This window comes from Flavobacterium sp. 40-81 (assembly GCF_001898245.1).
Classification (GTDB): Bacteria; Bacteroidota; Bacteroidia; order Flavobacteriales; family Flavobacteriaceae; genus Flavobacterium; species Flavobacterium inviolabile.
The window spans coordinates 19,034-44,261 of sequence record NZ_MKTM01000033.1; the positions used below are offsets into that span (position 1 = coordinate 19,034).

The 25,228-nt window shown below is 40.9% G+C and carries 24 protein-coding genes; 8 read left to right on the forward strand and 16 right to left on the reverse strand.

What is annotated here, in order from left to right:
• The first annotated feature begins 87 nt into the window (after positions 1-87).
• The 4 genes from BGO42_RS13205 (at position 88) to BGO42_RS13220 (ending at position 5,201) form a co-directional block, all read left to right on the forward strand.
• Positions 88-2,457 carry a TonB-dependent receptor gene (locus BGO42_RS13205; protein ID WP_177734228.1) on the forward strand — a complete coding sequence of 790 codons (2,370 nt, stop codon included), beginning with the start codon at positions 88-90 and terminating at the stop codon, positions 2,455-2,457.
• A gap of 34 nt (positions 2,458-2,491) precedes the next feature.
• Positions 2,492-3,316, forward strand: coding sequence for a DUF4249 domain-containing protein (locus tag BGO42_RS13210; RefSeq protein WP_273244942.1), 825 nt, complete (start codon positions 2,492-2,494; stop codon positions 3,314-3,316).
• Positions 3,317-3,397: 81 nt separating this feature from the next.
• Complete coding sequence (locus BGO42_RS13215; RefSeq protein ID WP_273244940.1) at positions 3,398-4,060, forward strand: thiamine diphosphokinase; 663 nt, start codon at positions 3,398-3,400, stop codon at positions 4,058-4,060.
• 121 nt (positions 4,061-4,181) lie between these two features.
• Positions 4,182-5,201, forward strand: coding sequence for a M28 family metallopeptidase (locus tag BGO42_RS13220; RefSeq protein ID WP_177734224.1), 1,020 nt, complete (start codon positions 4,182-4,184; stop codon positions 5,199-5,201).
• 29 nt (positions 5,202-5,230) lie between these two features.
• On the opposite strand, the gene BGO42_RS13225 is transcribed toward BGO42_RS13220, so the two are convergent.
• From BGO42_RS13225 to BGO42_RS13255, 7 genes are all read right to left on the reverse strand, one after another.
• Positions 5,231-5,443 carry a heavy-metal-associated domain-containing protein gene (locus BGO42_RS13225; protein WP_177734222.1) on the reverse strand — a complete coding sequence of 71 codons (213 nt, stop codon included), beginning with the start codon at positions 5,441-5,443 and terminating at the stop codon, positions 5,231-5,233.
• 30 nt (positions 5,444-5,473) lie between these two features.
• Positions 5,474-7,678 (reverse strand): heavy metal translocating P-type ATPase, encoded by a 2,205-nt coding sequence (locus tag BGO42_RS13230; RefSeq protein ID WP_273244937.1) that lies wholly within the window; start codon positions 7,676-7,678, stop codon positions 5,474-5,476.
• 83 nt (positions 7,679-7,761) lie between these two features.
• Positions 7,762-8,328, reverse strand: a complete 567-nt coding sequence (locus BGO42_RS13235) for a helix-turn-helix domain-containing protein (RefSeq protein WP_273244936.1) — start codon at positions 8,326-8,328, stop codon at positions 7,762-7,764.
• 61 nt (positions 8,329-8,389) lie between these two features.
• Complete coding sequence (locus tag BGO42_RS13240) at positions 8,390-10,660, reverse strand: cation:proton antiporter (RefSeq protein WP_177734216.1); 2,271 nt, start codon at positions 10,658-10,660, stop codon at positions 8,390-8,392.
• A 124-nt stretch (positions 10,661-10,784) separates the two neighbouring features.
• Positions 10,785-11,507, reverse strand: a complete 723-nt coding sequence (locus BGO42_RS13245) for a LytR/AlgR family response regulator transcription factor (protein WP_177734214.1) — start codon at positions 11,505-11,507, stop codon at positions 10,785-10,787.
• A complete protein-coding gene (locus tag BGO42_RS13250; protein WP_246297062.1) occupies positions 11,476-12,213 on the reverse strand; it encodes a sensor histidine kinase in 738 nt (245 codons plus the stop codon). Before BGO42_RS13250 ends, BGO42_RS13245 begins: the two co-directional genes overlap by 32 nt.
• A 15-nt stretch (positions 12,214-12,228) precedes the next feature.
• A complete protein-coding gene (locus BGO42_RS13255; RefSeq protein ID WP_177734212.1) occupies positions 12,229-12,618 on the reverse strand; it encodes a rhodanese-like domain-containing protein in 390 nt (129 codons plus the stop codon).
• A gap of 130 nt (positions 12,619-12,748) precedes the next feature.
• Here BGO42_RS13255 and hemN point away from each other — a divergent pair, with 130 nt between their 5' ends.
• A complete protein-coding gene (gene hemN, locus BGO42_RS13260; RefSeq protein ID WP_273244933.1) occupies positions 12,749-14,110 on the forward strand; it encodes an oxygen-independent coproporphyrinogen III oxidase in 1,362 nt (453 codons plus the stop codon).
• On the opposite strand, the gene BGO42_RS13265 is transcribed toward hemN, so the two are convergent.
• Positions 14,111-14,560: a hypothetical protein gene (locus BGO42_RS13265; RefSeq protein WP_273244931.1), complete on the reverse strand. Its 450-nt coding sequence runs from the start codon at positions 14,558-14,560 to the stop codon at positions 14,111-14,113.
• Between the two features lie 112 nt (positions 14,561-14,672).
• Between BGO42_RS13265 and BGO42_RS13270 the strand changes: the two genes are divergently transcribed.
• Both BGO42_RS13270 and BGO42_RS13275 read left to right on the forward strand, forming a co-directional pair.
• A complete protein-coding gene (locus tag BGO42_RS13270) occupies positions 14,673-14,966 on the forward strand; it encodes a helix-turn-helix domain-containing protein (RefSeq protein ID WP_177734206.1) in 294 nt (97 codons plus the stop codon).
• A gap of 60 nt (positions 14,967-15,026) precedes the next feature.
• Complete coding sequence (locus tag BGO42_RS13275) at positions 15,027-15,602, forward strand: uracil-DNA glycosylase family protein (RefSeq protein WP_273244929.1); 576 nt, start codon at positions 15,027-15,029, stop codon at positions 15,600-15,602.
• Here BGO42_RS13275 and BGO42_RS13280 read toward each other — a convergent pair.
• The 8 genes from BGO42_RS13280 to BGO42_RS13315 form a co-directional block, all read right to left on the reverse strand.
• Positions 15,599-16,300: a sulfite exporter TauE/SafE family protein gene (locus BGO42_RS13280; RefSeq protein WP_177734202.1), complete on the reverse strand. Its 702-nt coding sequence runs from the start codon at positions 16,298-16,300 to the stop codon at positions 15,599-15,601. The two genes, BGO42_RS13275 and BGO42_RS13280, sit on opposite strands and share 4 nt — an antisense overlap.
• Positions 16,301-16,393: 93 nt before the next feature.
• A complete protein-coding gene (locus tag BGO42_RS13285) occupies positions 16,394-16,846 on the reverse strand; it encodes a FixH family protein (protein ID WP_177734200.1) in 453 nt (150 codons plus the stop codon).
• Between the two features lie 57 nt (positions 16,847-16,903).
• Positions 16,904-18,322, reverse strand: coding sequence for a cytochrome c oxidase accessory protein CcoG (gene ccoG / locus BGO42_RS13290; protein ID WP_273244926.1), 1,419 nt, complete (start codon positions 18,320-18,322; stop codon positions 16,904-16,906).
• Positions 18,323-18,378: 56 nt separating this feature from the next.
• A complete protein-coding gene (locus BGO42_RS13295; protein ID WP_273244924.1) occupies positions 18,379-19,326 on the reverse strand; it encodes a cbb3-type cytochrome c oxidase N-terminal domain-containing protein in 948 nt (315 codons plus the stop codon).
• A gap of 11 nt (positions 19,327-19,337) precedes the next feature.
• The gene (locus BGO42_RS13300) at positions 19,338-19,526 is read right to left on the reverse strand and encodes a CcoQ/FixQ family Cbb3-type cytochrome c oxidase assembly chaperone (protein ID WP_177734194.1); all 189 of its coding nucleotides are present in this window, start codon (positions 19,524-19,526) and stop codon (positions 19,338-19,340) included.
• A 6-nt stretch (positions 19,527-19,532) separates the two neighbouring features.
• Positions 19,533-21,728: a cytochrome-c oxidase, cbb3-type subunit I gene (ccoN, locus tag BGO42_RS13305; protein ID WP_273244922.1), complete on the reverse strand. Its 2,196-nt coding sequence runs from the start codon at positions 21,726-21,728 to the stop codon at positions 19,533-19,535.
• A 2-nt stretch (positions 21,729-21,730) separates the two neighbouring features.
• Entirely contained in the window at positions 21,731-21,922 is a 192-nt protein-coding gene (ccoS, locus tag BGO42_RS13310) for a cbb3-type cytochrome oxidase assembly protein CcoS (protein ID WP_177734190.1), read from the reverse strand.
• A 131-nt stretch (positions 21,923-22,053) separates the two neighbouring features.
• Positions 22,054-24,429 (reverse strand): heavy metal translocating P-type ATPase, encoded by a 2,376-nt coding sequence (locus BGO42_RS13315; RefSeq protein ID WP_273244921.1) that lies wholly within the window; start codon positions 24,427-24,429, stop codon positions 22,054-22,056.
• 109 nt (positions 24,430-24,538) lie between these two features.
• Between BGO42_RS13315 and BGO42_RS13320 the strand changes: the two genes are divergently transcribed.
• The gene (locus BGO42_RS13320) at positions 24,539-25,219 is read left to right on the forward strand and encodes a Crp/Fnr family transcriptional regulator (RefSeq protein WP_177734186.1); all 681 of its coding nucleotides are present in this window, start codon (positions 24,539-24,541) and stop codon (positions 25,217-25,219) included.
• The last annotated feature ends 9 nt before the right edge of the window (positions 25,220-25,228 follow it).

Genomic DNA, 25,228 nt, shown 5'->3' on the forward strand with positions numbered 1-25,228 from the left:
ATAAATTTTAACTTAATTTTTCCTTCACAGAATATCTTTGCAAAAGTTTTAATCATCAACACTATCAAAAAACGAAAGTTACAAAAAATGAACATTAAAATTATTATCAGCCTACTGCTACTCTCCACGAGTTATCTGTTTTCTCAGGAGAAAGTGACCTTAAGCGGTACCATTTCGGATACCAGGAACAACGAAACACTTATTGGTGTTACTATCTACATCAAAAGCCTGCAAACCGGTACAACTACAAACGAATATGGATTTTATTCCATTACCGTTCCCAAAGGGACCTACAACGTTCAGATTAATTACATCGGCTACCAGAGTATCGAACAGACAATAGACCTGAATCAGAACACCCGGAAAAACTTTTCACTGGGCGAAAATTCACAGGATCTGCAGGAAGTCGTGATTACCGAAAACAAGAAGAAAGTCGATATCCGGCGTCCGGAAATGAGCGTGAACAAACTCACGATCAAGGAGATCAAAAAAATGCCGGTTGTTTTAGGGGAAACAGACGTATTGAAGTCCATACTAACCCTGCCCGGTGTAACCAATGCCGGTGAAGGGGCGTCCGGATTTAACGTTCGTGGCGGTGCTGCCGATCAGAACCTGATTTTACTGGATGAAGCTACCATTTACAATTCTTCCCACCTTTTCGGATTCTTTTCCGTTTTTAACTCCGATGCGATAAAGGATTTAAAGCTGTATAAAGGCGGTATTCCGGCGCGTTTCGGAGGCCGTTTGTCTTCCGTACTGGACATTTACCAGAAAGAAGGAAACAGTAAGGAATTCCACATGAATGGCGGAATCGGTCTGATTTCGAGCCGTTTGCTTGCCGAAGGCCCTATTTCTAAAGACAAAGGTTCTTTTCTTGTTGCCGGAAGAAGCTCGTATGCGCATTTGTTCCTGAAATTAACCGACAACAAAAACTCGGCTTACTTTTATGATCTGAATACCAAACTGAGCTACAAATTAAACGACAACAACAACCTTTACCTGTCCGGCTATTTTGGCCGTGATGTGTTCAGCCTGAACGACAGCTTTGAAAACACCTACGGTAATACCGTTGTGAACTTAAGATGGAACCACCTGTTTTCAAACAAGTTATTCTCCAATATGTCCCTGATTTACAGTGACTATTATTATGGTTTAACACTTGATTTTGCAGGCTTTAACTGGGATTCCGGTATTAAAAACTACAATTTCAAATATGACCTGAAACACTACGTTTCCGATAAAATGCAGTTAAGCTACGGATTGAATACCATTTATTATGACTTTAATCCGGGAACCATTAAACCGAATAAACCGAATTCCGGTATCAATGCGGATCAATTGGATAAAAAATATGCTTTTGAGCCTTCCTTATATATCGATGCCGAACAAAAAGTAACCGAAAACCTTTCCATTAATTACGGTTTGCGTTACTCCATGTTTTACAGATTGGGAGCACAGACCATTAACAAATATCAAAACGACCAGGCTGTAGTTTTTAACAACGATATTAAAATCTATGAAAAAGCTACGCCTATCGGAACAGAATATTACGGAAGCAATAAAACCATTGCCAGCTTTAACAATCTTGAACCGCGTTTATCGGTTGCCTATGCTTTAAACGACGATCAGTCGGTAAAAGCGAGTTACAACCGTATGAGCCAGTACCTGCACCTGATTTCCAATACGGCTTCGCCAACACCACTGGATGTCTGGGCACCAAGTGATAATTTCCTGAAACCGCAAATTCTGGATCAGTTTGCTGTGGGGTACTTTAAAAATTTCAGTGACGACAAATATTCCCTGGAATTAGAAACGTTCTATAAAAAAATCAAAAACCGTGTGGATTATATTGACGGTGCCGACTTAATTGCGAATAACGCCATTGAGCAGGTTATCTTACCCGGACGTGCCCGTGCTTACGGTTTAGAAGTTCTGCTTCGTAAAAATACCGGAAAATTAACCGGATGGGTTTCCTATACCTTATCCCGATCGGAACAGCAGACACCGGGAAGAACACCGGACGAATTGGGGATCAACAACAGTGACTGGTACCGTACCGGTTATGACAAAACCCATAATTTATCGGTAACGGGAAGTTATGCCTATAATGAAAAATGGACTTTTGGAGGAATCTTTGCGTTACAATCCGGACAGCCGGTAACCTACCCGAACGGTCAGTACCAATATCAGGGAATTTCCGTGCCAAGCTATGGCGGAAGAAACGACAACAGTCTGCCGTTGTACCACCATCTGGATGTTTCGGCTACCTATGTACCAAAACCGGATAAGAAAAAAGGCTGGCAGGGAGAATGGGTTTTCAGTATTTACAACCTTTACAGCCGTAAAAATGCCGCTTCCATTTCCTTCCGTCAAAATGAAGATACCGGACGAAATGAAGCCTTAAGACTATCCATTTTTGGAATGGTGCCATCCGTAACGTACAACTTTAAATTCTAAATTGATTATTAAGACATTATAAAAGAATCAGATCATGAAAACAATATTCAAATATTTATCGGTACTTTTTATCTGCGCACTAAGCAGCAGCTGCGAAGATGTCGTGGATGTAAAACTGGATACGGCACCGCCGCGCCTGGTGGTAGATGCAGCCATTAACTGGATTAAAGGAACTCCGGGTGACGTTCAGAAAATCACGCTGACCACAACTACCGATTATTACAGCAATACCATCCCGAAAGTATCCGGGGCTACGGTTTATATTACCAACAGTGCCAATACTGTTTTTGATTTTATCGAAACCGTGAGCGGTAGCGGGGAATACATCTGTAACAACTTCCAGCCCGTTATTAACGAAACCTATACGCTGACTATCGTTTCCCAAGGCGTAACCTATAAAGCCACCGAAGCGCTAAAAGGGGTACCCGACATTTTATATGTGGAACAGAATAACAATGGCGGTTTTACCGGGAAAGATATCGAGCTGAAAACATTTTACGATGATCCGGCAAATGAAGACAACTACTATTTATTCCGTTATATACGCAACAGCACTTTGGCAAAATTTGATGTTTCCGACGACCGTTTCGTTCAGGGAAACAGAACTTTCGACCTGTACATACATGAAGATATGGCAGCGAATGACAATGTTAATATCCGCCTGATGGGTATTTCAAAACAGTATTTCAACTATATGAGCATTTTAATCAGTGTTGCCAACGGCGGTGGCGGTGGTCCGTTTCAGACACCTCCGGCAACCGTTCGCGGAAACGTGATCAACCAGAACAACCTGACTAATTATCCGCTGGGCTATTTCAGCCTCTCGGAAGTATCTGAACTGGATTATACGGTAGAATAAACCTGAAAAGACAACTTTTAAAAGTTGTCTTTTTTGTTTTAAAATCATTCCTTACTTTTGAACGAATCCAAAAGAAAGAAAATGTCTTCACACCATATTGTCCGCGATGATCAGGAACCCGCTTTAATAATTGCCAACGGAGCACCCTGTGATGCAGAATTGCTGGGACAGCTATTAGAATGGTCGCCTTTGGTAATTGTTCTGGATTCGGCTATGGAGCGCGTGGCAAAGCTGGGTATTAAGGTAGATGTATTGCTGGGAGATTTTGACCGTGATTTTGATACGGAATACTATAAGCAGATTCAATATCCCATCGAGATTGTCCACACGCCGGATCAGGAAAAAACCGATCTGGAAAAGGCTTTCGATTACCTTATCGAACGAAAAATTCCTGCCGTAAACGTCGTTTGGGCAACCGGCAAAAGAGCCGATCACACGATTACGAATATTACCAATATCGTTCAGTACCGCAATCGGTTAAAAATTGTGATCCTCGATGACCATTCAAAAATATTCCTGTTACCCAATAAATTTGAAAAATGGTACCCGGCCGATACGATTATTTCCCTTATTCCTATCGGCAATGTAAACGGTATCCATTCCAAAAACCTTTTTTATCCATTGCAGGGCGATAGCCTGACCATTGGTTACCGCACCGGAAGCAGCAACCATGTGGTACAGGACGGTATCGTAACGATTGAGCATCAGGAAGGTGACCTGCTGCTAATGGAATGTTTTGACTAAATTGTTTTTTAAAAATACCGTATTTTAACATCCTTTTTAAAAAAGTAGAAAAAAACGCGGAAAATAATGAAACAAAAAGTTATTTTAGACTACTCATATTTAAAACCACAATCATAACAGCATGAAAAAAATAATTCTTTGCAGTTTGGCACTGTCCTTATTTATGGGAAGTTGTTCTTCCCAAAAAGGATCTTCTAAAGATTATGTTTCCAAATACATTGGCACAATCAATAAAGAAGAATTAAAAAAGCACCTGTATATCGTTGCTTCCGATGAAATGGAAGGAAGAAATACGGGAGAACCGGGACAGAAGAAAGCCGGAGAATATATTATTTCGGAATATAAAAAAATGGGAATCTCCTATCCGAAAGGAGCCGATAGTTTTTACCAGAAAGTACCCTCAGAATTTATGGTTCGCGCTTTCAGTCCGAAGCTGAACGATTCCGAAAACATCTGGGCGTATATTGAAGGTTCGGAAAAACCGGATGAGGTATTGGTCATTTCGGCACATTATGACCATGTGGGCATGAAAAACGGTGAGATCTATAACGGTGCAGACGATGACGGTTCCGGAACTGTTGCGCTGTTAGAAATCGCTCAGGCGTTTATGGATGCTAAAAAAGCCGGACACGGACCAAAACGTTCGATACTGTTTTTACACGTAACCGGTGAAGAACACGGTTTACACGGTTCAAGATATTATTCCGAACATCCTTTGTTCCCTTTAAAAAATACTATTGCCGATATCAATATCGACATGATCGGCCGACGTGATCCGGCACATAAAGACAATGGTAATTATGTGTATGTTATCGGATCGGATCGTTTGAGTACCGATTTGCACAATATCAACGAAGAAGCCAATAAAAAATATGTCAACCTTTTATTAGACTATAAATACAACGACCGTAACGATCCGGAGAAAATCTACTATCGTTCCGATCACTATAACTTTGCAAAACACGGAATTCCGGCGATTTTCTTCTTTAACGGAGTACACGAAGATTACCACCAGCCGGGCGATACACCGGATAAAATCGAATATGATTTACTGGAAAAAAGAGCCAGACTGGCTTTTGCCACCGCCTGGGAACTGGCAAACCGTCCAAACCGTCCGGTTGTAGACAAAAACGGAGAATAATAAAAAAAGCCTCAATACTGAGGCTTTTTTTATTCGGTATATTTTTCAATGTTAAATCCGGCACTTTTCACCTGTTCCATCAGCGTGCTTTCCGGAACATCGCTGGTAACGGTTAATATTTTCTTAGGGTTTTCCGTTTCCACTTTCCAGTTGTTCTCACCTACTAACGGATCTAATACCGGGGTTACTTTCTGAACACATCCGGAACAGTTGATATTGGTTTTGAATTTCATCGTTTCCATTTTGATATTTGTTTTATGATTAATCTGTTTTTACTTTTTAAATTTCAGCAGTAAGCTGTTGCTCACCACACTCACGGAGCTCATAGCCATAGCGGCTCCGGCAATCATCGGATTCAGCAAAAATCCGTTTATCGGGTATAATATTCCGGCGGCAATCGGAATACCGATAATGTTGTAAATAAATGCCCAGAATAAATTTTGTTTGATCGTTTTCACAGTTTGTTTTGACAGATGGATCGCAACCGGTATCTTTTTTAAATCGGACGCAATAATCGTCATGTGGGCTACGTCCATCGCAATATCGGAACCTTTACCCATGGCAATACTCACATTTGCCTGTGCCAAAGCCGCACTGTCGTTAATACCATCACCAACCATCGCGACCACTTTTCCCTGTTCCTGCAGCTGTTTCACATAGGCTGATTTATCCTGCGGCAATACACCTGCTTTAAACTGTTTAATGTTTAGCTGTCCGGCAACCGCAGCTGCTGTAGCTTCATTATCGCCTGTGAGCATGATTACTTCAATACCGTTATCCTGTAATTCCTGAATGGCCTGTACCGAAGTTGGTTTGATCGCATCCTGAACGGCAATAACCGCCAGTACTTTTTCAAGCGAACCGAAAAATAAAACCGTAGCGGCTTTTGCATAATAACCGGCAGCAAACTGTTTTAATTCTTCCGAAATCACAATCCCTTTCTGCTCCATTAATCTCTGGTTACCGATAAAGTAAATTTCGTGGTCCACATTAGCGCGGACTCCAAATCCGGTAATGCTTTCAAATTCGTTTATCGCAACGGTATTCAGCCCTTCAAACGCATCCACAACAGCCTGTGCTAACGGATGTTCCGACTGTGCTTCGATTGTTTTTAAAATAGCGGCTTTCGAACTGTCGCCTGCCAGCCACTGTATCCCGGTTACTTTTGGTTTCCCTTCGGTGATTGTCCCGGTTTTATCCAGGATGATTGTATCTACTTTTTGTGCCAGCTCTAAACTTTCCGCATCTTTAATTAAGATTCCCTGTTCGGCTCCTTTTCCTACACCAACCATAATCGCTGTTGGCGTGGCCAGACCTAATGCACACGGACAGGCAATAACCAGTACGGTAACCATAGCCATTAATCCCTGTGTAAAGCCGTTTTCGCCACCCAGAACTATCCAGACAATCAGAGTTACTACGGCAATTCCCAATACTATCGGTACAAATATCCCGGCAATTTTATCGACCAGTTTCTGAACCGGAGCTTTACTTCCCTGTGCATTCTGAACCATTTTGATAATGTGTGCCAGCAGCGTTTCACCGCCCACTTTTTCGGCTCTGAACTGCAGGCTTCCTTTCTGGTTGAGTGTTCCCGCAAATACCCTGGCACCTTTTTCTTTTTCCACCGGAACCGGTTCGCCCGAAATCATGCTTTCATCCACAAAGGAACTACCGGAAACCACTTCCCCGTCAACCGCAATTTTATCGCCCGGTTTTACCAGTATCAAATCGCCAAATACAATGGATTCTATCGGTGCTTCCATATAGTCACCGTTGTCTTTAACCAGCGTAACCGTTTTGGGCTGCAATCCCATTAGTTTTTTTATGGCCGAAGCCGTATTGCCTTTTGCCTTTTCTTCCAATAGTTTTCCTAAAAGGATAAACGTAATCACCACTGTTGCCGCTTCAAAATACACATGGGCATGGACGCCCCTGCTGTGCCAGAAATCGGCAAAAAGAGTATTAAAAACACTGAACAGATAGGCAATTCCGGTGCTTAACGCCACCAGCGTATCCATATTAGCCGATTTGTGCTGTAGCTGTTTCCAGGCATTGCTGAAAAAATCTTTTCCATACCAAAACAAAACCGGAGTGGCAAAAAACCACATGATCAGATTGCCGTATGGCATATCCATAAAAAACATACCGATGATAAATACCGGCAGGGTCAGGATTGAAGCGCCAATTGTTTTGTTTTTTAGCTTTTCGTAATGATTTTTATTTTGTGCTGCTATAACTTCATTCACATTCACATCTTCTTCGATGATCATATCGTAACCAATGGACTGAATGGCATTTTTGAATTCTTCCAGAGAAGCTTCTCCCGGATTATAGGCAACTTTTGCTGAGGCATTCGCATAATTAACGGCCGCATCGACAACACCTTTCTGGTGTTTCAGCATGCTTTCTACGCTCACTGCGCAAGAAGCACAGGTCATTCCGGTTACCGGAAAATTTTTGATAGTGGCTTCCATAATAGTATCTCGTTTTGATAGTACAAAGTTCGATCATAACACTATGGAAAGTGTTGTGGAATTTTACAATAGAGTTGTAAGATTTACACTTTATCTAAAGGGATTCTTTTTTCGGAACGGATGTTTTTGAAGTGGGAAGGTGTTAGTCCGGTTACTTTTTTAAACTGATTGCTCAGGTAGGCTACACTGCTGTAACCCAGTAAATCGGCGATTTGTTTTAAGGAAAGTTCATCGTAAACGATCAGTTCCTTTACTTTTTCTATTTTCTGGTTGATCAGGTATTTTTCAATGGTAATGCCTTCCATTTCAGAAAACAGGCTGCTCAGATAATTGTAGTCGTATTGCACTTTGTCCGACAGGAATTCGGAAAGGGTAAGTTTTGTTTTTTCCTGATCGTAGTGAATAAAGTTGATGATTGCCCCTTTTACTTTTTCAATGAGCTGTTTGCGCTTATCGTCAATGATTTCAAACCCGATGGCTTCCAGTTCATCAGAAAACTGCTTTAATTTTTGGTCGGCAGGCATATCGTCAGCAAGCGTCACTTCGCCCATAATAACGGTTTGGTACGGAAGATCGATTTTATCTAAAATTTGCGTAACGGCTAAAACGCAACGCTGGCAAACCATATTCTTGACTGCAATTTTCATCATACTGTAAATTTACTGTCAAAAATACAATTTGCCAACGGTATTTTAAATTCTTAACTAAGTTTTAAGGCTTCAGGATTAAAAGTGACGGCGTATTGTTCAGCCATGTACTTCTGGATTCAACCAGTTTTTTCCAGCTGTCCACACTGATAATCATCAGATCCTGCTCCTGTAGGAAATCTTTTTCTATTTTACGTTCGTTCAGTAATTTAATATGATTCGGTGCCTGTTGCTCGATCGCGCGAATGCCTTCTTTAATGGTCGCATTGTTTTTGATATTCCCCACTACATCCAGTACGGTAACCTGCGATTCTACATTGGCAATCAGTTTCTGGGCATAGTCAATTAAAAAGGCATCCGAATTATCAAAAAGCGTTACAAAAACGCGGTCTGCTTTTTCAAAGTTCTTATCGACCAATACGCCAACCGGAACATCCGTTTTGGCCAGGATTTGTTCCGTACGTTCGTCAAAAGGCGAATTTTCGAATAGTTTTTCCTTTCCGGTGAATTTATTCAACAGGTTTTCAGGATTGATGATACGGGTTGTAAATCCTAAAATTTTCCCCAGTAAGGTTCCTTCAAAGATGGATTGTCCCAACGCGATCAGAACCAGGTCAAATTCTCCTTTATTGGACACTTCGATCACATCCGAATCGATATCTGTTGATGTTTTAAACAGGGTGGTTACCTTTTGTTTCAGTTCTTTCGATTCTGCTAAAATCGGCTTAAAGCATTGTTCCTCGAATTCTTCCACATTAAACGGATTCACTTCGTTGCTAAGCGGAATGTGCATGGCGGTAACCATCGCATTTTTCTTCATCTTCTTTACAAAAGTATTGGCTAAACGCAGCAAGCCTCTTCCCTCTTCGGGTGTGTCAAACGAAACCAGTACTTTGTATTTGCTGATCTGGCTGATCTCGGACGGAATGATATCGTTTTTCGTTTTGAAAATAAAGTTGATCAGGTCCAGCGCCGGTCCGGTCATTAGGGTTGTTCCCAAAGCCATGATAACCATCATCGCAAAGATTTCGGGTTTTAAAACGCCTAAATCATAACCGATGTTTAACACCACCAGTTCCATCAGTCCGCGGGTATTCATTAAGGCCCCAATGGTTAAACTGTCACGCCAGTTCTGCCCGACAAATCTTGCCGTGAGCGCACTTCCCACAAATTTACCCACTACGGCAACCAAGACAATCAATCCGCATACTTTCCATAAATACGGATCATCCAGTAAGCCTATCTGCGTGCGCAAACCGGTAAATACAAAGAACAGCGGCAATAACATTACCTGGGAAACATCTTCTACTTTTTCGATGAAAATGTTACGGAATCGCATGTTTTCCGGCATAATGGCTCCTGCCATAAAAGCGCCGAATAACGCGTGGATCCCGATTACTTCGGTAGCATAAGACGAAATCAGCAAGGTTAAAAAGAAAATTGCGACTACCGATTTGGTGATGCTTTCTTTACTGGTATATAAATCGCCGATTCTTTTCAGGAACGGGCGTACTACTTTTAACATCAGGATCACATACACGATGGCCAGCCCGATGATGTACAGGGAACTTAAAAAAGAACCTGCTTTTACAATCGCGATTACCGCTGCCAGGATACACCATGCCGTAATATCATCGGCTGCGGCACAGGTAATTACCATTGCGCCCAGTTTGGTGCGGTGCAATCCTCTTTCCTGTACAATTCTGGCTAAAACCGGAAAGGCGGTAATACTCATTGCAATCCCGATAAACAGTCCGAAAGAAAGAAATTCAACACCGTCCGGTGCAAATTGTGTATAGATAAAATAGGCTAAAACGAGTCCTAAGGTAAACGGTATCACGATACTGGCGTGACTGATTACCACCGCTTCTTTAGCTTTGTTTTGCAGTACTTTCAGGTCCAGTTCCATCCCTACTACAAACATGAACAAGATTAGTCCTATCTGGCTCAGGAATTGTAAGTTCCCCAGCGAGGCTTCCGGGAACAAGGCGGCCGAAAATTCCGGGAAATAGGTTCCTACCAAAGAGGGACCGAGGACAATACCGGCGATGATTTCACCAATCACCATTGGCTGTCCTATTTTTTTGCAGAGTTCCCCGAACAAACGGGCAACGAATATAATGGTTACGATTTGTGCCAGTAATATAGCCAGCGGATGCGTTAAGTTATGCGTTAAAGAGCTGAGAAATTCCTGCCATTGGCTGTTTCCGGAATTAGCGACTACGATATGGCGGCCGGCTTCTAATCCTTTTCCGTTTTGTACAATCCAATACATCAAAGCTGATGTTACACCGATTATTCCAATGTAGAAGAAACTGTTTTTGAAGTTTTTCATGATGTTATCTTTTTGGCTTACACTTATTTTAGCGCAAAGGTGCTATATAATGAATTGAAAAAAAACAAATTGACACTATTTGAAACGCGACTTGTAACAAGACGGTAAAAAAATGTAATGAAATTTAAATCTTAACTTTTTCCAGAAACTCCGAACGGTAGCTTTCACTCAAACTAAAGCTGAACGGTTTTCCGTTTGATGCCGTCAGGGATGCCGTAATTTCATCGTGGGAATAGAACTGGATGTTTTTAATAGCCAGCGCTTCTTTTTTATTGACGCGGCAAAACTCTTCGGCCGGAAGCTGTTTCAGCAATTTATCGAACGAATAGTTCTTGGCAACCAGTTTGGTAAGATCCTGTAAATAAATGATTTTATCCCTGCTGTCGGTTTCTGCCGATTTGATAAAGAATATCTGTTCTATCGGTAATATGGCTTTGCCTTTATCGGTATTGAGCTGTAAGTGTTTTTTAACGGTTTTGGCAGAACTTTCCACGCGTTTGAGTACTTTTTGTACTGCCTGCTGCAAACGTTCTTTTTTAATGGGTTTCACGACATAGTCCACCGCATCAAGCTCGTAGGCTTCCACTGCAAAATCTTTATAGGCTGTTGTAAAAATGACTGCTTTGTCCTGCAGCAGATTCGCTACCTGCAGACCGTTCATTCCCGGCATTTCAATATCGGAAATCAACACGTCAAATTCATATTCCCGGCATTCCGCCAGAAAGGTTTCGGGATTATTAAAGGCGCGTACCACTTCCAGTTCCGGAATTTGCTCACAGAGCATTTTGAGATAGGTTAATCCCGGTAATTCGTCGTCAAGAAGCAAGCATTTGAGTTTTGTGCTCACGTAAGTTAATTTTTAAATGGGCAAAATAGACATCTCCTTCAACGAATTTGTCCAGTTTGTAATGGTTTTTATAAATAATTTTCAGACGTTGCTCCAGCGTTTCGGAACCCAAACCGCTGTTTTCTTTTTTAAACGTCATTTTATTGGAAATCTTATTGGAGACCGTCAGGGAAAATACATTGGCTTTTAATTCGATCACAACGGTAATAAACGCATCCGAACTTTGTAAATCGGCATGTTTAAACGCATTTTCGATTAAATCGATCGAAATTAAAGGTGCCAGTAACCGCTGGTGGTACATGCTGTCGTTTTCGTCAATTTTCTTTTTGATTGTCAGCGCAAACAACGGACTGATTTTGATTTTATTGATTTCAATCAGGTTCAGGGCAAAGTCAATTTCTTCTTTCGGACTCACAAAACGCTGCCGGCTTTCATACAGTATGTAATCCAGTACGTTGGATAGTTTATCCATTGCAAAATAGGTCTGGTAGGCATGCGACTGTATGGAATTCAGGATATTTTTAAACAAATGCGGATTTAACTTGGATTCCAGTGTTTCCAGTTGCAGGTGATTAAAGCGTTCTTCAAAATCGACATACTTGACCTGCATGTATTTCTTTTCTTTTTCCAAACGTTTCAAACGGTACAGCAAATAGCCCACGAAACACAAGGTAAGCAGGCATAACAGTAACAATATGTAATCCAGTTTTGTCACGCTAGTTTATTTCTGAACCGGTTTTTTGCTGTCATTCCAGGCATCCATACCACCGTCCAGTTCTACGATTTTCTGAAATCCTTTCTGCTGTAAAATTTCAACAGCTTCGGCACTTCTGCCACCCGCTTTGCAATATACATATACCGGTTGTTTTTTGTCCAGTTTGTCAACACGCTGGCTAAAGTCCTGGTCGTAAAGGTGCAGGTTTTTTGCTCCTTTCAAATGTCCGGAATTGTATTCTTTAGGCGTACGCACATCGATTAGCTGTCCTTTGTTTTCCGTGATTGTTTTTTCAAAAGCATCCGGAGCAACCAGCTGCGTTCCTTTTTTTACCTGCGCCTGGCAAGCTGTTAAAAAGAAGACAAAGAATAGCAGACTAAAAATTTTTGTTTTCATGAGGGTAATTTTCAAGGTCTAAAAGTACAAAAAAAGTGAGTAGCCCTTTGTTAATGTTTTCGGTATGATAAATATCATTTTTTCGCGAAGCTGCCCGGTGTAATTTTGAATTTGAAAAATCACATCAACTATGGCAATCTCATTGGTTCAAAAATACAACGTCCCCGGACCCCGATATACCAGTTACCCGACCGTTCCTTACTGGGATGAGCAAAGTTTCAGTACAGACAAATGGAAGGAAAGTTTTGTAAAATCGTTTACCGAAAGTAATGCAACAGAAGGAATCAGCCTGTACATTCATTTACCTTTTTGCGAGAGTTTGTGTACCTTTTGCGGCTGTCATAAGCGTATTACAAAACGTCATGATGTGGAAGACAAGTACATCCAGGCCGTTTTAAAGGAATGGGATCTGTATTGTGATGCCTTGCCGGAAACACCGCTCATCAAGGAAATTCACCTGGGCGGCGGTACACCTACTTTTTTCTCACCGGCCAACTTAGAATTGTTATTACTGGGCATTTTTAAAAGAGCCCAAAGAGCCGATAATTACGAATTCAGCTTCGAAGGACATCCTAACAATACCACACGGGCACATTTGCAAAAGTTATACGATCTGGGTTTCCGCAGGGTAAGTTTCGGCGTTCAGGATTATAACGAACGGGTTCAGAAAGCCATCCACAGGGAACAGCCTTTCCACAATGTGGCCAAAGTTACTTTCTGGGCAAAAGAGATCGGTTATACTTCTATCTCGCACGACCTGGTTTTCGGTTTGCCGTTCCAAAGACTGAAAGATGTGGTTGATACTATTGAAAAAACAAAATCGCTGGCGCCACACCGGCTTGCTTTTTACAGCTATGCACACGTGCCGTGGATCAAAGGAAACGGACAACGGGGATTTAAGGACGAAGATGTTCCGAAAGATCAGAAAAAACGCCAGCTATATGAAGTGGGAAAAATGATCCTGCAAAAAAACGGTTTCCACGAAATCGGGATGGATCATTTTGCCATTGAAAGCGACAGCATGTACGAGTCTTTTAAACAGGGAAAACTGCATCGCAATTTTATGGGCTATACGTCTTCTAAAACGCAGCTGATGATCGGGCTTGGTGTTTCTTCCATCAGCGACAGCTGGTATGCTTTTGCGCAGAATGAAAAAACGCTGGAGGATTATTATGCCCGTCTGGACAATAACGAGCTTCCGGTATTTAAAGGGCATATTTTAACCGAAGAAGATCTTATTATCCGCCGCCATATCCTGAACCTAATGTGCCGTTTTGAAACGTCATGGACGCCGGAAACCAGTTTTCCGGAAATCGAACAGGTAATTGACCAGTTACAGGAAATGGAAAATGATGATTTGGTAAAAATTGAGAACAATACCATTTTTGTAACCGAAAAAGGAAAACCCTTTGTCCGCAATATCTGTATGGCTTTCGATTTGCGTCTAAAAAGAAAAGCACCGCAAACGCAGTTGTTTTCCATGACCATATAATTATTCTATTATTTCGGCATCAATGATGACAATACTGTTAAAAAGGTATTGCTTGTAGGTTCCGCAAACCGTTACAACATCACCAACCGATGCCGGTTTTTCTGCCGGATGGGTGCGGCTGATCAGATAGCACCCTATATTTTCTATTTTACCTGCCTTTAATACAATATAGGAAGTGTTGTCGATGTCGCGGCCTTCCTCCAGTATCGTACCGCTCACGATAACTTTTCTATTGCGGAAACGGCAGTCCCCTATTATCGAATCATTACAAATGAGCCATAATAATTCCGGTGTGAGCCGAAAGCTTACATCGGATCCACCGGCATGATCCGCCCTGCTATCCCTCCTCATTTTTATACCGCTTTTGCTGATGGTACCGGTATGTTCCGAATACAGCAGCCAAATATTGGTCATGATAAACAAGGTCACTACCGCTATAAAAGAAGCCATTCCGATATATTTTATTTTCTTTTTGAGCATACCTGTTTTCTTAGCAATTTAACAAATTACTACTTATAAGTAGTGAATATTGTAATATTTATTTAGTAAAATTTGTTGACCTATGAAGCAACAAATCAAACATCCTACTTTACTAAAAGCGCTTGCGAAAAGACTGAAATACATTCGTAACATCAGGAATATCCGGCAGGAAGACGTCGATATGGATACCGGGATCAATATCTCCAGAATTGAGATGGGTATTCAAAACTTAACGCTCTCTACCCTTTACACTTTGTGTGAATATTATTCTGTTTCCTTAGCCGATTTTTTTTCGGAAGGTTTTGTTCCGGAAGATCTTGTTTTTCCGGCTGAAGATCCAAAACCGGATTCTTTATCCAGGAACGATCCGGAGTAAACAGGCAATAGTATTGCAATCCCGATTCGTTATCTTTGTATAAGCCAAAACGATTTCAACATGGATATTTTACTGGAAAAGATAAGTGCCTGCACGATATGCAGCGATTTTTTGCCGTATGCACCCAAGCCGATACTTTCGTTCAGCAAACAGTCTAAAATACTGATTGTAGGTCAGGCTCCGGGGCAGAAAGCGCACGACAGCGGGATTCCGTGGAATGATGCCAGCGGCGATGAATTGCGGCGATGGCTGAATGTGGACAAAGCACAGTTTTATGATACGGAGATTTTCGGGATTGTTCCGATGGGATTTTGTTTTCCGGGACGTGGAAAATCGGGCGATTTACCACCAAGACCGGAATGTGCGCCGAAATGGCATGCAGAAATTATCACGGCATTGCCGGATATAAGACTTATATTACTGATCGGGGCGTATGCACAGCAGTATTACCTGAAAGAGCGTTCTTTCGCTACGCTAACAGAGAATGTGTCGCATTACCAGATGTTTTTACCGAAGTTTCTGCCGCTGGTACATCCGTCACCAAGAAACAGGATATGGCAGAAAAAGAATCCCTGGTTTGAAGCAGAAATCATACCCGAATTACGGGCAATTGTCCGTAAAGCGCTTGCCGGTTAGCCGCAATGTGCCTCTCCGCGTACAAACAGGCTCATATTGCTAGGCGAAACAAAAGGAATATCCAATCCTAATCCTCTCATGATAAACAGCATTCCGATACAAACGGCTACATAAGGTATGGCTTTTTGAATTTTATTGCGAACGGGCATACTCACCAGGTTGGAAAGATAAACTACCGCACTCATCATCGGGATGGTTCCCAGTCCGTACAGAAGCATATAGGTAACGCTCAGTACTTCATGCTGCATGGCAATTGCACCAAAAAGTGCGACATAGACCAAACCACACGGCAGGAATCCGTTTAAGAGGCCTATGGTAAATAAGGCTTTATAGCTTTTTTTTCGGAACTGGCTGCCCAGACTTGTTTTTACTTTGGAGATGACCCGGTACACGGGTTTTGAAAAATTGTAACGGGCGAAGATTTTTTCCGGTATGAGTACGACTGTAATCATTAAAATACCGGCAATAATAGATATTTGCTGTTGTATTCCGGCAAGAAAAAGGCCCTTACCGACAATTCCGAATAGTAGTCCGAGTGTTCCGTAGGCCGTTAAGCGTCCGATATGATAGAGCATAATCTGAAGCACTTTTTTAGCCTGATTATTTCGATCCACCGGCAGCATCATGGCAATCGGACCGCACATTCCAATGCAGTGCAGACTACTGATCAATCCGAAAATGAAAGCTGAAAACAACATAACTAATTTTTAGTTTTATCATTTTTAAGCTTGTAGCCAAGAGGAGACAACCTAAAAACCTATTAAAAAACCTCCTGACTACAAGCGCAAAAACTACAAATTGACATTGACTACTTGCTTGTTCAAATATGCTTTTCCGTCATATTCCCAATCGATTGTAATGTCCCAGCGACCGTCTACCAAATTTGTTTTAGGTATGAGCAAATTTGAAGAAGACAACGAAATCGGAGTTTCGAAATCTAATTTCTGGTTAGACGGTCTGTACAGGGACACTTTCCCTTTAATATTGGCACTATTAAAGCTTTTCGGAAAAGTAACTACAATACCTTCCTGCTCCACATTAACCGATAATTTATCGGCTAATCCGGCTGCGTTCTGTTCTTTATCCAGCTGCTGCTGAAAGATCATTTCTTTTTTATAATATTCTTCCGTAACCATTTCATGGTCATAATCCTTATCTGACTGTACTTTGAAAACAAAGTATAAAATAAAGGTCATAAACAATCCGAATGCAATTACGATACTTGTTCCCCAGTTTATTTTCATAATAGTTCTTTTAAATAAAAATCTGTTATTTGAAACTCCTGCTATAGCCGCTTTTGATTAATTGAAACTTCTAGGTCCTAAAAAGTTGGTTGTAGTGGTTTCAATCAGCAAATCACCATCATATACTTCAATTATTGCTTTTGTTTTATCGTCTTTTAAAAAGGCCGGATTTATTTCAATAAATAAAGTTCCCTGAGCCAGTCCTTCTTTTTTAATGGTGAAATTTTGTTTTCCCACCATGATGATTTTTCCTTTCGGACTTACCAGTTTAAAGTGGACATCTTTAAAATCCCGGACCGTTTTGTTAACTATTTTAAAAGTAAACACATTACTGATGTTTTCTCCTTTGCGTTCATAGAGCTGTCCCGGTAAACGTAAAACGGTTGCTTCCACATCGTTTCGCAGGAACAGCATTCCTACCAAAACTGTGATCAGGATAACCAATACAGACACGTATCCTTTCATTCTTGCAGTAAAGACGAATTTTTCTTTTTTGACGATCTCATCTTCGGAAGCATATCGGATCAGGCCTTTTGGCAGGTTCACGCTTTCCATGATGTGGTCGCATTCGTCAATACAGGCGGTACAGTTAATACATTCCAGCTGGGTTCCGTTACGGATGTCAATTCCGGTAGGACATACATTTACACATTGCCGGCAATCAATACAGTCCCCTTTTCCCAGTTGCAAACGGTCCTCATTTTTTTTGAATTTGGCCCGCCCGGTTTCGCGTTCTCCTCTAACGTGGTCGTAAGCCACTACTATCGATTTGTTATCCAGTAATACGCCCTGTAATCGTCCGTACGGACAGGCAATGATACAAACCTGTTCTCTGAAAGAGGCAAAAACGAAATAGAAAACCGCGGTAAAAACCAATAAGGCAATCAGCGTACTGGTATTGTGAAACGGTCCTTCTTTTACCATTCCCAATACATGCTCACTTCCCACCAGATAGGCTAAAAACACATTGGCAATTAAAAACGAAATGATAAAGAACACCAGCCACTTGAGGACTCTTTTTCTTATTTTTTCGGCATTCCACTCCTGTTTGGCCAGACGCATCTGCGCTCCTCTGTCGCCTTCAATCCAGAATTCTATTCTGCGGAATACCATTTCCATGAATATGGTCTGCGGACAGATCCACCCACAGAAAATACGCCCGAAGGCTACTGTAAAAAGTGTTACGAAAACAACTCCTACAATCATTGAGATTACCACTAAGTGGAAATCCTGGGGCCAGAAAGGGAATCCGAAAAAGTTGAATTTTCTTTCCAGTACATTGAACAGCAAAAACTGGTTGCCGTTAATTTTTATAAAGGGTGCTGAAAACAGGAAGGCTAACAGAAAGTAACTGACCCATTTTCTTTTTTCATAGAATTTTCCTTTCGGTATTTTTGGGAAAACCCAAGCTCTTTTTCCTTCTTTATCAATAGTTCCTATACTATCTCTAAAACTCTCATCAGGGATATTAGACATGGTCTTTCTTTTTTAATTGCAGGATCCGGATGCGAATCCTGCAATATTTTGTTTTTTTATTTTAAAGCAACTGTCGCCACTTTTGCGCTGTCTGCCGGTTTTGCAGCAGCATCCGAAGCCGGAGCACTATCGTCTTTCCATACATCTCCTTCGGCCGCTTTACCGTCTTTAGGATTTGTACCCTGCAGACTCAGTACATAACTCGCTACTTTCTGGATATCGGAAGGTTTGATTATCGGTTTCCAGGAAACCATTCCTTTTCCGTCACGTCCACCTTCCATAATGGTATTGAAAACGTTTTTGATGCCGCCTCCTAAAATCCAGTGGTCATCGGTTAAATTCGGTCCGATTCCTCCACCTCCGTCAGCACGGTGGCACGCTACACAGTTGGTTTCAAAAATTGCTTTCCCTGCGGCTAAAGAAGCACCATCTGTTAATAAGGTCACTTTTTCTTTATCCATTAAATCCGGAGCTGTTTTTTTGTATTCTTCAACTGCAATTTTTGCTTCTGACATTTCTTTTTCATATTCCGCTTTCTGATCGTCATGTCCTAAAACATGGAACTTGATAAGGTAAATAAAGGCAAAGGCAATACAGGCATAGAAAAGGTACACCCACCATGGCGGTAAAACGTTGTCTAATTCTTTGATTCCGTCATAATCATGATCCATCATTAACTCTCCTTCTTCTTCCATTTTTCGGGAGCGGGTTAATTTTTGCATTATCCCTTTGTAAAATGCGGATTCTGTAAATGGCTGATTTTCTTCAATTTCTTTTTGCTTACGTTGTTCTTCCGTCAGCAAAGTGTTTAATATATTATTTGTCGCTTTTAAAACCATTTCCATTGCAATCAATACAAATAAGAACAGTAATAAAATCACCGATACCATAGGGTACTTTATAAAGGCAGGTCTGTCGCCGGAGTCGATACAGAATTCCACAGCCATAAAAAAGATGGCAAACAAAACCGGAACTCTAACATATACTGGAAAAAATTTTTTCATACTTCTTACAATTATTGATTGTTTGCTGTGTTTTGGTCCTCAAAAGGGAGATTACTCATTTCTGTAATTTTCTCTTTTTTATAGGTTAATACCCAAATATATAATCCTACGAAAAACAGGAAGAAAATAAGTAATGAGATTATCGGATAAATTTCAATTCCTGAAATAGTCTCCATATTGTGTTTAATAAACTTTAGCATAACAAATTATTTTTGATTTTCAGCTACGTTTTTTACTTTGATATCCGTACCCAAACGTTGCAAATAAGCAATCAAGGCTACAATTTCTCTATCGTGCATCGGTACAAATGTTTCCCCTCTTGTGGCAGCATTTTTCTTACTTTCCTCATAACTTTTCACGAAGTCAGGGTCTGCATGTAAGTTCTTCTCAATTTTCTGAGTTTGTTCTTTGATACTTTTTGAAGCATTTGTTATTTCTTCTTCCGTATACGGAACACCCAGTTTAACCATTGCACGCATTTTGTCCTGCGTTTTGGAGTAATCCATCGGTTTGTTATCAAACAGCCATTTATAGCCCGGCATGATTGATCCTGACGATGTACTTTGCGGATCCCACATGTGGTTAAAATGCCAGTTATCTGAATATTTACCACCAACACGCATTAAATCGGGTCCGGTTCTTTTTGATCCCCATAAGAACGGGTGATCGTATACATATTCACCGGATTTGGAATATTCTCCGTAACGTTCCACTTCAGAACGGAATGGTCTTACCATTTGGGAGTGACATCCCACACAACCTTCTCTGATATATAAATCACGTCCTTCCAGTTCAAGCGGTGAATATGGTTTCACACTGCTGATGGTCGGGATATTCGATTTTACAACCAGGGTCGGGATAATCTGTACGATACCACCAATCAGGATGGCAACAGTTGCCAGAATGGTTAATTGGATCGGTTTTCTTTCCAGCCAGCCGTGGAATTTTTCTCCTTTTAATCGGCTGCTTGCTATTTTTTGTAAAGCCGGAGCTTCTGCTAATTCGTCTTCAATTTTCTGACCTACTTTGATGGTCATGATGATGTTGTATACCAATACCAGGGTTCCGATTACAAACAGGGTTCCTCCTATGGCTCTCATGGCATACATTGGCATGATTTCTTTTACTGTTTCCAGGAAGTTACCATAAACCAGGGAACCGTCCGGATTAAATTGTTTCCACATTTGTGCCTGAACAAATCCGGCTACATAAAGCGGTAAAGCATACAATATGATTCCCAATGTACCAATCCAGAAGTGGAAATTAGCCAGTTTTGTAGAGTATAATTGTGTTTTGGTCATTCTCGGGATCAACCAGTAAATCATACCGAATGTCAGGAATCCGTTCCAGGCTAAAGCTCCCACGTGAACGTGTGCTACGATCCAGTCGGTAAAGTGTGCAATTGCATTTACATTTTTTAAGGATAGCATTGGTCCTTCAAAAGTTGCCATACCATATCCGGTAATCGCTACTACGAAGAATTTCAATACCGGTTCTGTTCGCACTTTATCCCAAACACCTCTAAGTGTCAGTAATCCATTAATCATACCACCCCAGGACGGTGCGATCAGCATTACAGAGAAAACAACTCCTAAATTTTGTGCCCAGTCCGGTAAAGCGGTGTACAACAAGTGGTGCGGTCCTGCCCAGATGTACAGGAAAATTAAAGACCAAAAGTGAATGATGGATAATCGGTATGAATATACCGGGCGATTAGCTGCTTTCGGAACGAAGTAATACATCAGTCCTAAAAACGGTGTAGTCAGGAAGAAGGCCACTGCATTGTGTCCGTACCACCATTGTACCAAAGCATCCTGAACACCAGCGTAAACAGAATAACTTTTCAACGCACTAATTGGTAATTCCAAGCTATTAAAGATATGCAGTACTGCAACAGTCACAAATGTTGCCAAATAAAACCAGATTGCTACATATAAATGACGTTCTCTACGTCGCAAAATGGTCATAATCATATTAATACCAAATACTACCCAAATAAGTGCTATGGCAATATCTATAGGCCATTCCAGCTCTGCATATTCTTTAGATGTTGTATATCCCAGCGGTAACGTTATGACGGCAGCAACAATAATTAACTGCCAACCCCAGAAGTTAATATTACTCAGAATATCACTATACATTCTGGCTTTTAATAAACGTTGTAAAGAGTAGTACACCCCTGCGAAAATGGCATTACCTACAAAGGCAAAAATTACCGCATTCGTATGCAATGGTCTTAGACGCCCGTAACTCAACCAGGAAATTCCATCGGTTAAATTAGGGAATAAGTACATCGTAGCCACAAGGAGCCCGACTAACATTCCCACTACTCCAAAAAGTATTGAAGCATAAAGGAATTTCTTTACAATTTTGTTGTCGTAATAAAATTGTTGCACTTCCATAATTAGTTCTGTTTTTCTATTTTTGTTTCTGTTTTATTCTTTTTTTTCTTCGCAAGCTCATCATCAAAGAGCATTCTTACTGATGGCGTGTAATCGTCGTCAAATTGCCCGCTTCGTACCGCTTTAATAAAAGCATACAAAAAGACCGCAGCAACGATAATACTGATGGAGATTAATATATAAATGACACTCATACCTTAAAATTGTGTTAAACAAAATTACTTTACCCGTTTTTCAAAAAATATGATATTTATCATACTTCTTATTTATTTCGATTCTACCAAAACACTATAAACCAACACCTTACTCTATTCCTCAAAAACTATTATGCTTTCCGGGAGTACAGATTACTCATAACGGTCACAAAGCTTACGATGGTAATGGTGCTTAACGGCATGATAATGGCAGCAACCAGCGGCGACAGGTTCCCGGTTACAGCAAAACTCAACCCGACCACATTGTACAATAAGGACAAGCCAAAGCTCATCATAATGGTTTTCATGGCGTTTTTGGAATAGTTCAGGAAGTAGCCTATTTTAGAGAACTGCCCGGCATCGAGAATACCGTCGCAGGCGGGTGAAAAGACATTCACATTTTCTGAAATGGAGATCCCGACATTACTCTGTGCCAGAGCACCGGCATCATTCAATCCGTCACCGATCATCATGACATTTCCGCCTTTGTCCTGCAGGGTTTTGATGAAGGCCAGTTTCTGTTCCGGTTTCTGGTTAAAAATCAGTTCCGTATTTTTGGGCAGTAATCCCGCGAGCGTTTCTTTTTCTCCTTCATTATCTCCGGAAAGTACCTTGATCTTATAGGTTTTATTCAGCTTGCGGAACAGTTGTTCCAATCCGTCCCGGTATTGGTTGTCAAAGGTGAATTTTCCTTTATAAACACCATCAATACTGATATTTACCGACGTTTGTTTTACTTCGTTCTCTTCCTGTTTTCCAACGAAGGAAGCCGAACCGATCTTTATTGCCGCTTCTTTTATTGTTGCCTGTATGCCTTTTCCGGTAATTTCTTCAAAATCGGAAACAACCACTCTTTCTGCATCGGGTAAAAAATCATACAGCCTTCTGCTTAGCGGGTGATTGGAACCACGCAGTACATTTTTGATCAGCATGATTTCTTTTTCATTCAATGACTGTCCGGTATAGGCTATCGAGGACTTTTTATTGGAGGTAATGGTTCCGGTTTTATCGAACACTATCGTGTCCACTTTTGCCATCTGCTCGATCACCGTTGCATTTTTTAAGTAGAGTTTTTTATTCCCCATTATCCGGAGTACATTCCCTAAGGTAAACGGAGCCGTCAGTGCCAGCGCACACGGGCAGGCAACAATCAGTATGGCTGTGAAGACATTAAAAGCGGTGTTGACATCTATGAATATCCAGTAACCAAAGGAAAGGAAAGCCAGCAATAACAGCACCGGTGTAAAATAACGGCTCACCGTATCGGTAATGGTTTTGTATTTTAAATCGGCTTTTTTCTGGAACACATCATTGCTCCACAACTGTGTCAGGTAACTTTGGGAAACCGTATAGAGTACTTCCATTTCGATAACCCTTCCGATCTGTTTTCCGCCGGCAAAAATTTTATCTCCAGATTTCTTTTCAATCGGGATTTCCTCACCGGTCACAAAACTGTAATCAATATAGGCCTTCCCGGATATTAAAATACCGTCAACCGGAATTAATTCCTGGTTCCGGATCAGCAGGCGGTCGCCTTTTTTGATTTCATAAACCTGGGTTGCTTCTTCCGAACCGTCTGTATTGATTTTGGTTACCGCAATCGGGAAATAGGATTTATAATCCCTTTCGAACGAAAGGAAGTTGTAGGTTTTTTGCTGGAACAGTTTTCCTAAAAGCATGAAGAAAATCAGTCCGCACATGCTGTCGAAAAATCCCTGACCGTAGTCGAAAACAATATCGACCGTACTTCTCACGAACATTACGATAATCCCCAAAGCAATCGGGATGTCGATACTGAGCATTCTGGATTTAATGCTTTTCCAGGCGGATATATAATAGCCCCATCCGGAATAAAAGAAAGCCGGTAATGACAGTCCGAAAATCAGCCATCTGAAAAAGTCTTTGTACTGGTCTATCCAGTACTCGCCCACTTCAAAGTATTCAGGAAAAGACAGGAGCATTATATTTCCAAAGCAAAAAAATGCTACCCCTATTTTGTAAATTAAGCTCCTGTCCACCGTTTTCCTGACACCTTCATAATTTTCCAGGCTTATATACGGTTCATAGCCTATTGAACTTAACAAAAGGACTATTTCTTTAAGATTCGTTTGTTGCGGATCATACGTGATTCTGACTTTCTTCTGCGAAAAGTTCACCTGCGACAGGCTGATCCCTTTTTGAAGTTTTTGCAGATTCTCTAAGATCCAGATACACGAACTACAGTGTATGTGGGGAATATACAACGAAGCGATATGTATTGTGTTTTCTTCAAACTCCAGAAGTTTGGTTACAATACTTTCATTTTCTAAAAAATCATATTTCCCTTTTATGTCTTGTGGTGTCGCTCCGGGCGCCTTTTCGAAATCATAATAGCAGGTCAGGTCGTTCTGGCTGAAAATCTCGTAAACGGTTTTACATCCCAGACAACAAAAAGATTTATCATCAAAAATGATTTCTTCTGCTTTTATAATATCATTACCACAATGGAAACAATTTTGCGTATCCATAAATTTGCTCATTTTACCTGAGACAAAGGTTGTAATTAGGGTAGCAATAAAATATGATATTTGTCATACTTTTGGTATATTTGTATGAACCATTTTAAGGAGTATGTATATGGGGAAATGTGAACAATGTATCGTTAGAGAGTTTAGCTCTTTAAAAGCTTTAAGTAAAGAGGAGCTTTTAAAGATTGCCAGCTGTAAAACGTCTTATATTATTAAAAAAGGGGAACCCATTTTTGAAGAAGGTGATGTTACCAATGGTATCTATTGTGTCAAAGATGGTGTTTGTAAGTTATCCAAACTCAGCCAGAACGGTAAAGACCAGATCGTAAAACTGGTGAAACCGGGTGAGCTTTTAGGGCAACGCTCCATGATTAGTGATGAACCGGCAAACCTGAGCGCTATTGCATTGGAAGACATGCAGGTTTGTTTTATTCCCAAAACCGAGATCCTTTCTTTTTTTAACAACAACAATCAGTTTTCCATGAATGTGATGAAAACGATTTGCGGTGATTTAAAAGAAGCCGATGACCACATGGTGTCTATGGCGCAGAAAAATGTGAAAGAACGCCTTGCCGAGACCTTACTGTATCTAAGCGATACTTTTGGCACTAATGCAGATGGCACCTTAAAAATTCAGCTTTCGCGTGAGGAGTTGAGCAGTATTATCGGTACCGCTACCGAAAGTTGTATTCGTTTGTTGTCTGATTTCAATAAATCCGGGTTAATCGAACTGACCGGAAAGAAAATCAGCATCAAAAACAAGAATCAGCTGCGCAAAATGGCCGAATAGTAACCTATT